The following is a 13,280-nucleotide window of genomic DNA, read 5'->3' on the forward strand; positions in this document are numbered from 1 at the left end:
AAACAACCTGGTTGTGGAGGATAACACCAATGCTCAATGTAATTCAGTCACCTTCTAAATATTTGCAAGGCCCGGATGCAGCAGCACTGTTTGGCGAATATGCCAAAAACCTTGCAGACAGTTTCTTCGTTATTGCCGATGACCTGGTAATGAAACTGGCCGGGGAAAAAGTGATAGATGGTCTGCACCGTAACGATATCCAATGCCATGCTGAGCGTTTTGGCGGCGAATGCAGCCACAATGAAATTAACCGCCTGATAGCGCTGATGAAAGCACAAGGCTCGAAAGGGGTAATTGGCGTTGGCGGGGGGAAAACGCTCGATACCGCAAAAGCAATGGGTTATTACTTGCATTTGCCGGTTATCGTTGTGCCAACGATTGCTTCTACCGACGCACCAACCAGTGCGTTATCCGTGATTTATACCGATCAGGGCGAATTTGAAGAATACCTTATCTACCCGAAAAACCCGGATATGGTGGTAATGGACACCGCTATTATTGCAAAAGCACCGGTGCGGTTGCTGGTTGCGGGGATGGGGGATGCGCTGTCCACCTGGTTTGAAGCTAAAGCCTGCTATGACGCCCATGCAGTGAGCATGGCGGGTGGGCAATCTACCGCTGCGGCACTCAGCCTTGCACGTTTGTGCTATGACACGCTACTGGCTGAGGGGGAAAAAGCGCGCCTTGCCGCTCAGGCGGGTGTTGTGACCACGGCGCTGGAGCGGATTATTGAAGCCAATACTTACCTGAGCGGCATCGGCTTTGAAAGTAGCGGGCTGGCGGCGGCCCACGCCATCCATAATGGCTTTACTGTGCTTGAATCCTGCCACCATTTGTATCATGGCGAAAAAGTGGCATTTGGTACGCTTGCTCAACTGGTGTTGCAAAACAGCCCCATGGAAGAGTTGGAAACGGTGCTGGGCTTCTGCCACCGGGTCGGCCTGCCGGTTACTTTGGCTGAAATGGGTGTCACGTCCGATGTGCAAAACAGCATTATGGCAGTGGCAAAAGCCAGTTGTGCTGAAGGTGAAACAATCCATAACATGCCCTTCCCGGTTACCCCTGAGCAGGTTTACGGTGCCATTCTGACCGCAGATTTACTCGGCCAGCAGTGGCTGGCGAAATAAGATAATTCCCTCGCCAGGCGGAGACTGGCGGGGGATTAACAAAAAACATGATCCGTCTCGCCCCCTTTTTTTGTCAGGTACGGATAATAATGGCCTGATATTCTTCACTCTTCGAATTGCAGGTGTGCGGGCTACACTGATTGATCCCGGTTAGTGAAAGTCTCTGGGCGTTTGGCTCGCTGTCATTCGAATTATCTTGTCCCTCTACTGTTACCGGATCCCTGCATGCCAGATATCGTAACGTCCTCGCCAGAATATCCGCCTTATATCCATGAGTCCTGGCACCGCTGTGCCGCTATTATGCACCGGGAAACCTGGCGCCAACCCCACCGGGCATTGGGCGTAACATTTCGCTCTATTTGCCAGCGTAAAGCTGCCCTGATAACCATTGCTCAGGCGGCGCTGGAAGATGCCCTTGAATTTATGGACCAGCGTCACTGCGCGCTATTGGTGTTGGACGAATCCGCGTGTTTGCTGGAAAGCTGTGGCCATCCAGAGACGTTATCCGCACTGGCTGAACTTGGGTTCAGCTCTGGGTGCTATTGTTCGGAAAGCATTATTGGCAGTTGCGCGCTATCCCTTGCCGCCCAACTGGGCCAGCCGGTGAAAACCGCAGGCGGCGCGCACTTTAAACAAGCGTTGTTCCCCTGGTGTTTTTGCGCCACGCCGGTATTTGATAACCATGGGCGCCTGGCGGGATCAGTGGCGTTGGTATGCCGCAGCACAGACTCTTGCCCCGGTGATTTGCCTTTGACCCTGGCGATTGCTCGTGAAGTGGGCAATTCATTGCTGACCGACAGCCTGCTGGCAGAATCCAACCGACATTTAAACCAGTTGTATGGTTTGCTGGAAAGTATGAATGACGGCGTGCTGGCCTGGGATTCACAAGGGGTTGTGCAGTTTCTGAACCCGCAGGCTGCCGAATTATTGCTGCTACCGGCACAACTGAGCCAGGGGCGGCCATTACAGGAATTGGTTACCTTACCTGCGTTGCTGCGCAGAGGTATTCGCAAGCGCCAGCGGCTCAATCATGTTGAAGTTACGTTTGAGAGCCAGCACCAGTTTATTGACCTGGTGGTAACACTCAAGCCCATCCATGATGCTCAGGGCGACAGTTTTATTCTGTTGCTGCATCCGCCAGAACAGATGCGCCAGTTAATGACCAGCCAGATAGGGCGGGCCAGCCACACCTTCGAGCAGATGCCTCAGCAGGATGCTGACTCAAGGCGTCTGGTACACTTTGGGCGCCAGGCGGCAAAAGGCAATTTTCCCGTTTTACTGACCGGTGAAGAAGGTGTGGGGAAAACAAATCTCAGTGAGGCAATTCACAATGAAACCCGCCAGGCGGGTGGGCCATATATTGCCATTAACTGCCAGCGTTTTGCCGACCCGAACGCTGTGGCTGATTTCCTGGGCACCGGCCCAACAGATGAGCAAAACGGCCAGTTAAGCAAGCCTGAGCTGGCTCATGGTGGAACGCTTTTTTTGGATAACATTGAATTTTTACCGGGAGAAATACAGTCGGCACTGCTGCAGGTTATCAAGCAAAGTATGGTCACGCGCCAGGGATCGCAGCGTATGATCCCGGTGGATGTCAAAATTGTGGCCGCGACAGGGCAGAACCTGGAAGACCGGGTGTCGCAAAACCAGTTCAGCCGCCAGTTGTATTACGCCTTCCACGCTTTTGAAATTCATATTCCACCATTGCGCCAGCGTAAAGCCAGTATTCAGGACCTGGTTCGCCATAAGCTGGCTCAACTGGAAAAACCCTTCGCAACCCGTTACAGCATTGAAAGTGAAGTGCTGGATCAACTGGCAAACTATACCTGGCCGGGAAATGATTTTGAGCTGAATACGGTGGTCGAGAATATGGCCATGCGTAGTGATAATGGGCGAATTCGGCTCAGCCATTTACCCGATTATTTGTTGAGTATTTCCGCATCCGGGGAAACAGCCTGGCCTGCGATGTCTTCGGGCTTATCTTTCCCGGCAATAGAACGGGATGCCATAGTCCATGCCGCCAGAGTGACTCAGGGGCGAGTGCAGGAGATGTCTCGTTTGCTTAATATTGGCCGCACCACGTTGTGGCGAAAAATGAAGCAATACCATATTGATGCCCGGCAATTTCGGGAGCGATAAACCCCGCCAGCAGGAAACCAGCGGGGCAGAGCGATTAGCGGTTTACATCCACCACCAGGCGGCCACGGATTTTCCCGGCCAGCAAGTCGCTGGCGGCTGGAATGGCTTCTTCCAGGCTAATGGTGCGGGTGATCCCTTCCAGCAAGGAGAAGTCCAGTGTTTCAGCCAGGCGGGACCAGGCTTCAGTGCGTTCTTCGTAAGGGCGGGTAACACTGTTAATACCCAGCAGGCTCACGCCACGCAGGATAAACGGCGCAACAGTTGACGGGAAATCCATACCTTGCGCCAGGCCACAGGCTGCCACTGCGCCATCCGCTTTGGTGGTAGCACAGGCGTTTGCCAGTGTGTGGCTGCCAACAGAGTCAACCACACCAGCCCAGCGTTCTTTCCCTAACGGGCGGCCGGGTTGGCTGAGGGTATCGCGGTCAATAATCGTGCTGGCCCCCAGCGCTTTCAGGCCATCAGCCAGTTCCGGGCGGCCAGTGGATGCCACCACGTTGTAGCCCAGTTTTGCCAACAGAGCGACTGCTACACTGCCAACACCGCCATTCGCGCCGGTAACCAGAATTTCACCATCCTGCGGTTTAATGCCATGGCGCAGCAGTGCCATCACACACAACATAGCAGTATAACCCGCAGTGCCAATCGCCATTGCCTGGAAAGGCGTGATACCTGTTGGCAGTGGCACCAGGAAATCGCCATTAATCCGGGCCTTTTGCGCCAAACCACCCCAGTATTGTTCGCCAACACTCCAGCCATTCAGCACCACTTTGTCGCCAGCTTTAAAGCGCGGGTGGGCACTGTGTGTCACAGTCCCCGCCAGGTCAATACCTGGAACCAGTGGGAAGGTGCGTACCACCGGGCTTTTCCCGGTAATTGCCAGCCCGTCTTTGAAGTTCAGTGTGCTGTATTCAACATCAATTGCGACGTTTTCATCAGGCAACTGGCTTTCATCAAGGCGTTGGGTGGTGCAGCGGTAGCCCGCGTCATCTTTTTCTACCAGCAGTGCATTAAACTGACTCATAAAAACTCCTGTTAGCTTGTATTAAATTCGGGGAAGACCAGCAAGGAAGCCTGCGAGGAATAACCGCATTGGGTCTTCACTGCGTGTCAGGCGGGCGCGCAAAACCGCGCCTTCCCAGCCAATCCAGAAAAAGGCGGCCAGTTGCGCACAGTTTGCTGTAGGCGCGAGTGTGCCGTTATCGCACGCAGCTTTGAGTGTTTGTTCCACCATGGACTGCCAGCCTTGCAGCACAGCCTCCAGCCGGGCACAAAAATCGGCAGAGAGTAAAGGGCCTTCTTGCCCGAGGTTGCCAACCAGGCAGCCCCGGGTGAACTGGTATTTCGCCATGCCAGCACAGGCCTGGTCGACAAAATCCGCCAGGCGGCTGAGAGGAGGGCGAGCCGTGTTATTCAGGTGTTTTTCCAGCATGCGGCGAAAGAATGCGTCGTACCACTCAAGCACCGCCATTCCCCAGGCCTCTTTGCTGGAAAAGTAGTAGTAAAACGAACCCTTAGGTACACCAACTGACTTCAGGATTTGGTCCAGGCCAGATGCGGTAAAGCCGTTACTGGTCATCGCTTCTGTCCCGGCTCTGAGCAGGGCTTGTTGGGTTTCTTCGCGGCTGCGCCCTTCTTTTGGCGGGCGGCCACGGCGTTTTTGCATAGTGGGCATGTTCATGGCGCTTAATTTAGACTGGTCGTCTATAAAATACAAGAATAATGGCACAATAAAATAATGGGTTTAAGATTTGTCCATCCTTTCTGGATTGAAAATGCGTGTTGAAGTGAGTGTCAGTCAGCTATTTTTGGCACTGTGGAAACGGGAAGTATCTATATGAAGAGAATACCTGGCAACGGCAGTATTTTCTCTCCGTCAGGGGAAAGTAGACTGGCAGGTATACCATTGCGACCACCACACCCCGGAAAGCCAGAGTGTGGTATTGATAACAGAGTAACGGCTTTACGGTGTGGGTGTTTTGTGGCTCGAAGGGGAGCGGGTGTTAACCCATAACATTAGCCCCCATCCGGCCATTACCATGATGGCCGCACACAGGTAGATTGACCTCATTCCCCACAAGCCGCTTATCCACCCGGCAACTGGCCCGGTGATCCCCAGCGCCAGGTCGAGAAAGGCAGAAAATACCCCCAGAGCGGAACCCTGATTTTGCTCTTCCACGCGGTTAACAGCTTCAACACCCAGCGCCGGGAACACCAGTGAGAAACCAAATCCCGCCATAAATGCGCCCGCTCCGGCAAGCCAGGCGTTTGGTGCGAGCCAGATAAGCAATAACCCCAGGCACTCAACAATAAAACAGGCCAGTGAAACTCGTGTACCACCAAAGCGAATAATTGTATTGCTCAGAATCAGGCGCACACAAATAAACCCAATGCTGAACAAAGAGAGGGTGAACGCCGCGCCTTGCCACTGTTGTTGGGCAAAATAGAGGGTAATAAATGTGGCGATAACCCCAAAACCAATGGTGCCCAGACCAAGCCCCATCCCAAACGGGAACACGCGGGCGACAACTTTATGAAAGGGCGCGCGTTTACCTGCAACCACTTTTACATCGGCTTTGCCACGAGCAAAAGCCAGCCCTACGGCGGCGATAGCAATAATGAGCACTGAAAAGCCAGCCAGCCCGAAGTACTGGTTCAGTATCACCCCAAGTGGTGCGCCGGATGCCATGGCGACATAGGTTGCCACGCCATTCCAGGAGATAACCCGCGAGGTATGAATGGAACCTACTGTTTTAATACCCCATAACGTTGCGCCGGTGGCTGTGAAGCTCTCTCCCACGCCAAGAAACAGGCGGCCAACCAGTAATGCTGCAATGGCCAGTGCAGGTGAATGGGTGAGAAACGAAGCAACCAGGGTGGACAACCCACTTAATCCACAACAAATGATCCCCAGGGAAACAACCTTCTTTGGGCCCCAGGTATCGGTGTAACGCCCAGCGTGTGGGCGGCTGAACAGGGTTGAAATGTACTGAATGCTGATAACAATGCCTGCCAGCAGTGTGCTGTAACCTAAATCGTAATGCACAAAACCGGGTAAAACGGCCAGCGGTAGCCCTATAGAGAAGTAGCAAATGCAGGTAAAAACAACAATAGAAATAATGCGCAAATTCAGTTTGGCACCAGTTAATGGGGCTGACATGACATATCCCAGACAACAAATTGGTATGACAAATGTAACTGATTAGCCAGGTCTGTTACCAGTGTGTACCCGTACTTCTCCCTGCGATTTATACCAAAAAAAATGTAAGAGAGCTTTTCTCTCTCTTCTGGCGAGGCCTGGCGCGTGAAAAATATTAATCAGTGAGGAGATAATCGCGATATAAATGATTTCGGCAGTTAACTAATTTAAGCATGAGGAGTTACCTGTGCAGTTTATATAGTTATACATAATGTGTTTTGTTAGTAATTAAAGCGATGTTTTAAATGTACGCTTATTTTATAGTGGTGAGTTTTTTATTATTGAAAATAAACGGAATGTAGGAAAATTCTTAAATATTTACTGATTTAATTCCTTTTATTTCAATATGTTATACTAAAACCAACTAAACCTGGTAAATTGACTTAAGCCAATGCCTGGTACAAGCTTAGGCTAATTTGATGTTTATCTTCGCCGGTTTCAGAGAAGCTTCTCTGCGACTGGCTAATTTTGTTTTTTGTTTACGAATTAATGGGGCGTGTGGATGTATTCATCTCTGGATGAATTGTATGAATTGCAGTACCACCTGCATGGCTTGCTAAAAGAAAAAAAATACCAGGCGCTTAGCCTGATTTTTAACTCTATACGGCAAGCTAAACATTCCTGTTTACCCGCTGGCAGGCTGGCATTGATATGTTCGTTGGATTTTTTGTTTCCACAGTATATGCCTGCTCGTGAGCCCGTACATGCTCAGTTGCTGGCGTGGCATTTTGCCTGCCCGGAAGATGCAACACCTTGTTTACTGTTGGCCGAAAGTTGGTTTGCTATTGCCCATGAAACGCGCCTGACAGGCGCAACTGCTACGCCGGGAGGGCAACCTGTTCCACGGGTGGTTATCGCAAATGCTGCGGGTTTTGCATGGGCAATACAGGCGATAGCCTCCGGTAGTTATTGTGCCAAAGTTTTTATGCTGTTGATGAATGCAGCTGGCTATTTAGGTACACCCGGTGGGGCGAAAAATGGCTTATGGCCGGTGGTATTTTCGGTGCATCAGTTTTGTGATGACGCGCTGGCTTTCGCCCGGCAGTTTGGCGCATTACCTCTCGATAAAGGCCCTGTTTCTCTGGCGTTGCGACTACCGACTTATTCGGAAACACGTTTCCCGGCACTGTACTGGTTTAACCGCACTTTGGAATACGACCCTACAAATATTGCCGTACGCGAGCAGTGGGTGCAGTTATTGTCACCCCTGTATTATGGTGATTCACGTTACCAGGCTGTGAACCATTTTCTGAGTAGTGAACATTGCCAGAGCCTGGGGTTGCCAGAGCGTAACCAGCTTTGGCGTATGAAAATTTATGACAAGATAAATAACCCTGTGCTGTGGCCTTTGCCTGGAAAAACGTACCGTATTCGCCGCCTGGATGCGCATTTCCGCCGGTTGTTAGCTCTCCCTTTACACCCAGAAGCGCAGGCCTGTGGGTATCAGGCTTATGCCCGTTTTTGCCAGCATTTTCTTCTTAACAGACAAGGGCGATCGTGGCGGCTAACCCCCTGGTTTGCCGGGCAGATTGTTCAGTGCGTTACAGCCCTTGTTAAGATAGATGCCCCTTGTTTTTGGTTGATGCACAGCGACCAAGTCTTTTCGCTGTTGGCGTTGTTACTGGAGAATAAACTTGCTCCAGAGGCGGAGATAAAACAGGTGTTAGTAAGCGTTGTCGCATTGACTCGCGCCCGTGGCAGTTCTGTGTTTGATGCCTTGTTGACACTACTGTCTGCGACACAGCGGGGAGTTGCAGGACTGAAACAGGCGCTGCCAGCCAGCCAGTTACTTACTCTGCAGTCGCGTATACAGCAAGCGGCTGCTGGGCAATTATGGCAGGCTTGCAACAATTTGGTTGCACTCGGTTACGGCCAGGCGCTGGGTGGAGTGCTGTTGCAGGCAGCGCAGCAGGGAGGACGCCAGGCCGCACTGTTTCTGGCAGATGTTCAGTCAGGCGCTAATCCACAGGCACTGTCTGCCATGGCGCTGCCTGAAAACCTGTTGCAGGCACAATACGTATTTATCCAGGCAGGAGAGCAAGGCGATGCACACGCCCGGTTTCTGCACAGCCGGTTACTTGAAAGGCTGATTGGGCGTACATCTAAGCCCAGCGAGATAACCCGGTTGGTGCTGGCAAGAGAGAAGTTGTTATACCAGTCTCAACATGCCGGGCATGCGCTTGCCAGATATGACTATGCCTGTGCATTGGCACTGTCCGATTCTCCGGAGAAAGTGCAGCAGGGGTTGGAACAACACTGCCCGGCAATTTTGCTGTCAGGGAATATCAGTGGCGATTACCGGGCTTACATTGCCTATTTGTTTGCGTTTTGCGCCTTGCATGGCCGAGGTATGGCGAAAAATTTGTGGCTGGTCGATTTCTGGATACAGCGTGCCTGGTTATGGAGTTTATCGCCGCGTTATCTGCAATTTCGTGATGATGTTGTTTCCCGTTACCCGTTATATATGCTGTACAGGCGCCGGGTGAAGATGCACCAGAAAAGTGTCCCTGAATGGCAGATTCGGCTTATTCGGCAACTGGGCTTTGAAGCAAGTGTTGTGGAGGTATTAGCATGATTGTACTTGGCGTGTTTGTGGCCGTCGTGGTGGTGCGTTATGCCTGGTGCTGGAGAACCGTTGCGGGGCGGGATACTCCTTTGCCCCGCAAGCTGTAAGTGCAGTAAAAAAGCGTTATTCCTCTTCCCTGAAAATAACGCAACCACAGCACAACACAACTACATAACACAACTACACAACACAAACACTGTTACCAACTGGTGGCTTTCAACTTCATGCCGTGGTTCCCTTTGTAGTCTGGTGACTTAGGTGATTCCCAACCTGCTATCAGAGCCGGGTCTGGCTGGTAAATTTCAATACCCAATGGGCGGCATACTTTCAGTGTGTCTTCGGCTTCATCTCCCCACATAGGTAGCGAGAGATCGCCACCCGGGCAGGTAGAAATGGCACACAACAAATCGATTTCCGCAAAGAATTCCAGGTAGTCCCCCTGGCGCGCCGGGCAGGCTTTCATAAAGTATTTATCTTCATCGTTAAGCCCGGTGCACTGGAATACGTTCATTACGTCATGTACATCGAACTCAGTCAGCCCCCAGGGCTGAATAGCGCGGGTCAGGTTGGAGTGGCAGTGAAAATCAAAATCTTCACCTGTCAGCAGTTTGTTTACATAAGGATCGCAGCGTGTGCCAAGCAGATCATGAACACGTCCACCATGCTCATCTACACCATAATCGGCAAGTGAATCAGCGGTTATCGTGGCGATAGGGCGCATAAAGGGCAATGTAGACCAAAGCCGGTCAAAGGTGGACAAATGCGCTCGCTGCAACTGGCGGGTACGTGATACCCACATTCTTTCCCGTGGGTTATGCAAATTCCACATATTCAAATCGCCAACTTGCGGGCCTTGCGGAGTGGTGATTCGGAAAATATGACCAGCGGGGACTTCCCAGGCATAGCCGGTGCGAATCGGAACCAGGTGTTCGGAAATCTGAGTGCGCTTGCCATCAGCCAGAGCCTGGTAAAAGTCACGATTGACATCCAGGGCTGAGCCCTTGGTACTCTGGTATGCAGCAGGATAAGAAGACATATTAAACTCCGTTCATTCGCGTCGTAAACGCAGACATAATCTGTTGTTCAGATTGTTCAAGATAAGCAGTAAGCGACTTGCAGGCTTCTGTAGTACGTTGTGCTTTCAGCAAGTCAAAAATGGACTGGTCGCGTTCAAGCCAGGGGCGCTGGAAGTTACCTTCATGTTCCCCACTGGCAAACAACAAACGTAACTGAGCAAGCAATACGCTGAAAAACTCATTGAACCGGGCACAGCCGAGCATATGGACGATGCGCTGGTGAAAACGCAGGCTGTGTGTCCCGAAAGTTCGCCAGTCATTGTTGTTGGCGGCGGTGAGCGCAAGGTCGAGCTGCCCGGCCATTTTGTGCAGGTGAAATTCACTGATGTTGGGCGAAGACTGTATTGCCAACACTTCCAGGTAGCGGCGGGCTTTATAAATGTCACGCACATCACGCTGGGTTAACTGGCGAACAAACACGCCACGGTTATGTTGATAATCCATCAGCCCTTCACCATGCAAAAACCGCAGCGCTTCGCGCAAGGTATTGCGCGAGGTGTCACACAAGGCCGCCAGTTCGTTTTCTGCCAGTGCCTGTCCGGCCTGCAGGTTGCCGTTAATAATGTTTTCTCTTAACAGCACCGCAATACGCTGGAAAGCGGGCAGCGTGTCGGTGGACATCTCTTCGGGTACTTCAATTTTCAAACTGAGCATCTTTGCGGCCTCAGGCGGTTGCCATATCCTGAATGAAACGGTTAATGCGATGTTCTCGCATTTGCAGGATAGCATTGGGTGAGGCATCCACTTCAATATTGCCATGTTCCATAAACACCACCCGGTCCGAAATGGTGAATGCAAACTTCATTTCGTGGGTCACTATCAGCATGGTGATACCTTCCTGAGCCAGCTTAGCGATAACATCCAGCACTTCAGTAACCCGTTCAGGATCCAGTGCAGATGTGGGTTCATCAAATAACACTACGCTTGGGCGCATCACCAGGGTGCGGGCAATAGCGACACGTTGTTGTTGGCCGCCAGATAACTGATGTGGGTATTTGTTGGCGTGTTCGAGCATGCCTACTTTGTCCAACATGGCAAGGCAGCGTTGTTTTAAGCCTTCAGGTTGTTCTTCGAAGTGCAGGCGTGGTGCCAGCATCAGATTTTCTAGCACAGTTTTGTGAGGGAACAGGTTAAAGCCCTGAAAAACCATCCCGAGTTTGGTAATGTTGCTACGCCATGAAAGAGCGTTATCTGCCTGACCCGCCTCAATAAAATCATGCCCCAACAGCCGTACAGTGCCGCCATCAAGGGTTTCCAGACCATTAATGGTGCGAATCAGTGTGGTTTTCCCTGAGCCAGAAGGGCCTATGATGGAGATAATCTCACCTGGGCGTACGGCCAGGTTAATGCCGTTGAGCACGGTTTTGCCATTAAACGCTTTTTGGATATTGCTCAGTTCCAGAATTGGTTTTGCAGAAGGGCTGACACTGCGCCGAGTGCCCGGAACCAGAGCCGGTAGTGTGGCTCGTACCTGGTCGGCATCAATCATTGCTGGCTGGCGGCGCTGAATATCCAGGCGTTTTTCCAGCCAGGAAAATAAACGCTCAAACAAGGTGACAATTAGCACGTAGTAACAGGCGACCGCTAATAACGTTTCCATCACCTTAAAGTTTTCGGTATATAACCGCTCACCGACCATCAGTATTTCTGAAAGTGAAATAACAGAGACCAGTGAAGTCATTTTTACGATGGTAATAAATTCGTTCACCAGCGTAGGCAGTGAAATACGCAGAGCCTGGGGAATGATAATCTTAAGGCGAATCTGTCCGTTTCCCAGCCCCAGTGCTTTACCGGCCTCGTACTGCCCGCGTTGTACCGAAATTAAACCACCTCGGTGAATCTCAGCAATATAGGCTGTTTCGCTCAAAATAAGCGCGATAGCACCGGCGATAAAAGGGCTGCTCAGCAACGCCCCCGTCTCTGGTATCATTTGTGGCAGGTTAAAGATAAAAATCAGCAACACCAATAAGGGAAGGCTGCGAAACAGCCATATATAAACTGCGGCAGCCTGGCTGACCCAGCGGCGTGGAGACTGGCGGGCAAAAGCCAGACCGAGCCCCAAAACCACACCGCCAACCCAGGTCAGCAAGCTTAATTGCACAACCAGCCAACTGGCATGCCAGAAATCAGCAAAGGTGAATAAACTGAACAGATAATGCCAGTCAAACTGCATAATGCTCTCTCCCAAACAGGTAGTGGTTAAAGCGTGCCAGCCAGCGCTTTGTGGATTTCCCCGGCATCGGGCATCTGTACGTTGTATTTCTTCAGTAACGTTGTGTATTCACCATTTTTCACAACATCATCGAACGCTTTTTGCAGCTGGTCGCGCAGGGCAGTGTTGTTTTTATTTACAGCCAGACCAACAACGACCGGGTACAACACGCTGTCAGAGCTGATAACCAGGCGGTTACCGGTTTTCTCAACGGTCGCTTTAGCAACAGCGGCATCTTCATACTGAACATCAATGGCACCAGAGAGCAGAGCCTGGGTCGTTTCGGGTGAGGAAGGAAATTCCTTCACATCGATAGCGCCGAGCCCTTTCACCTGGCAATAATCCGCAGACACTTTCTGTAATTTAGGGATCCACGCGCCGCCTTTAATTGACCCTACTTTTTTACCGCAGAGATCTTCAGGTTTTTTGGGTTGCCAGGTACTGCCCTGTTTCACCATCAGTGAGCCGCCAGTCTTCATATAGGGGATAAAGTCCACCTGCTGCGCACGTTCGGGTGTGACATACAGCGTTGATGCGATGACATCAAATTTCTGGCTTTTTAGCCCCATTATCAGGCTGGCGAAACGGGTGTCTTTTACTTTCGGTTTCAGATGCATGTCGTTACCGATTAGTTGCATAAATTCAGCATCAAAACCGGCAGGCTGGTTGTTTTTAATAAAGTTATAAGGTGGGTAGGTTAAATCGGAACCAATGATGAGGTTACCCGGCTGTAAGGTGTTGCCAGCCAGGGCTGGCAGTGAAGCCAGCATCGTTACGGCACTACCAAGAAACGTCGTGATTACTTTTTTCATGTCGAACCCCTGATAATATTGTTCAACAATGATTAAGCATTAAGTGTGCCAATTTTAATTTTGATGAAAATATACAGCCTTACAGCAGGTCTGGGGAAAATGTGCTGGATCAAAACGGGGCTTGTGTTTTCTGGTGGTGCGTTAAATGC

10 protein-coding genes are annotated in these 13,280 nt (G+C 51.1%); 3 read left to right on the forward strand and 7 right to left on the reverse strand.

The window, feature by feature from the left end:
• The first annotated feature begins 29 nt into the window (after positions 1-29).
• Entirely contained in the window at positions 30-1,127 is a 1,098-nt protein-coding gene (locus tag LC084_RS01050) for a glycerol dehydrogenase (protein WP_226568582.1), read from the forward strand.
• A 225-nt stretch (positions 1,128-1,352) separates the two neighbouring features.
• The gene (dhaR, locus tag LC084_RS01055; RefSeq protein WP_226568584.1) at positions 1,353-3,266 is read left to right on the forward strand and encodes a dihydroxyacetone kinase operon transcriptional regulator DhaR; all 1,914 of its coding nucleotides are present in this window, start codon (positions 1,353-1,355) and stop codon (positions 3,264-3,266) included.
• 34 nt (positions 3,267-3,300) lie between these two features.
• Here the strand turns inward: dhaR and acuI are convergent, their stop codons facing one another.
• From acuI to LC084_RS01070, 3 genes are all read right to left on the reverse strand, one after another.
• The gene (acuI, locus tag LC084_RS01060) at positions 3,301-4,290 is read right to left on the reverse strand and encodes an acrylyl-CoA reductase (NADPH) (protein WP_226568586.1); all 990 of its coding nucleotides are present in this window, start codon (positions 4,288-4,290) and stop codon (positions 3,301-3,303) included.
• Positions 4,291-4,311: 21 nt separating this feature from the next.
• The gene (gene acuR, locus LC084_RS01065) at positions 4,312-4,932 is read right to left on the reverse strand and encodes an acrylate utilization transcriptional regulator AcuR (RefSeq protein WP_226568588.1); all 621 of its coding nucleotides are present in this window, start codon (positions 4,930-4,932) and stop codon (positions 4,312-4,314) included.
• A 297-nt stretch (positions 4,933-5,229) separates the two neighbouring features.
• The gene (locus LC084_RS01070) at positions 5,230-6,426 is read right to left on the reverse strand and encodes an MFS transporter (RefSeq protein ID WP_226568590.1); all 1,197 of its coding nucleotides are present in this window, start codon (positions 6,424-6,426) and stop codon (positions 5,230-5,232) included.
• A gap of 541 nt (positions 6,427-6,967) precedes the next feature.
• Between LC084_RS01070 and LC084_RS01075 the strand changes: the two genes are divergently transcribed.
• Entirely contained in the window at positions 6,968-9,040 is a 2,073-nt protein-coding gene (locus LC084_RS01075) for a DUF4034 domain-containing protein (protein WP_226568591.1), read from the forward strand.
• A gap of 190 nt (positions 9,041-9,230) precedes the next feature.
• On the opposite strand, the gene LC084_RS01080 is transcribed toward LC084_RS01075, so the two are convergent.
• Genes LC084_RS01080 through LC084_RS01095 form a run of 4 tightly spaced genes read right to left on the reverse strand, consistent with a single transcriptional unit; the run spans position 9,231 to position 13,131 of the window.
• Positions 9,231-10,067 (reverse strand): urea carboxylase-associated family protein, encoded by an 837-nt coding sequence (locus tag LC084_RS01080; protein WP_226568593.1) that lies wholly within the window; start codon positions 10,065-10,067, stop codon positions 9,231-9,233.
• A gap of 1 nt (position 10,068) precedes the next feature.
• Positions 10,069-10,761, reverse strand: coding sequence for a GntR family transcriptional regulator (locus LC084_RS01085; protein ID WP_226568595.1), 693 nt, complete (start codon positions 10,759-10,761; stop codon positions 10,069-10,071).
• A 10-nt stretch (positions 10,762-10,771) separates the two neighbouring features.
• Positions 10,772-12,280 carry an amino acid ABC transporter permease/ATP-binding protein gene (locus LC084_RS01090; RefSeq protein ID WP_226568596.1) on the reverse strand — a complete coding sequence of 503 codons (1,509 nt, stop codon included), beginning with the start codon at positions 12,278-12,280 and terminating at the stop codon, positions 10,772-10,774.
• 26 nt (positions 12,281-12,306) lie between these two features.
• Complete coding sequence (locus LC084_RS01095) at positions 12,307-13,131, reverse strand: ABC transporter substrate-binding protein (protein WP_226568598.1); 825 nt, start codon at positions 13,129-13,131, stop codon at positions 12,307-12,309.
• Positions 13,132-13,280: the final 149 nt, after the last annotated feature.

It is taken from the genome of Mangrovibacter yixingensis (assembly GCF_020523985.1).
GTDB lineage: Bacteria > Pseudomonadota > Gammaproteobacteria > Enterobacterales > Enterobacteriaceae > Mangrovibacter > Mangrovibacter yixingensis.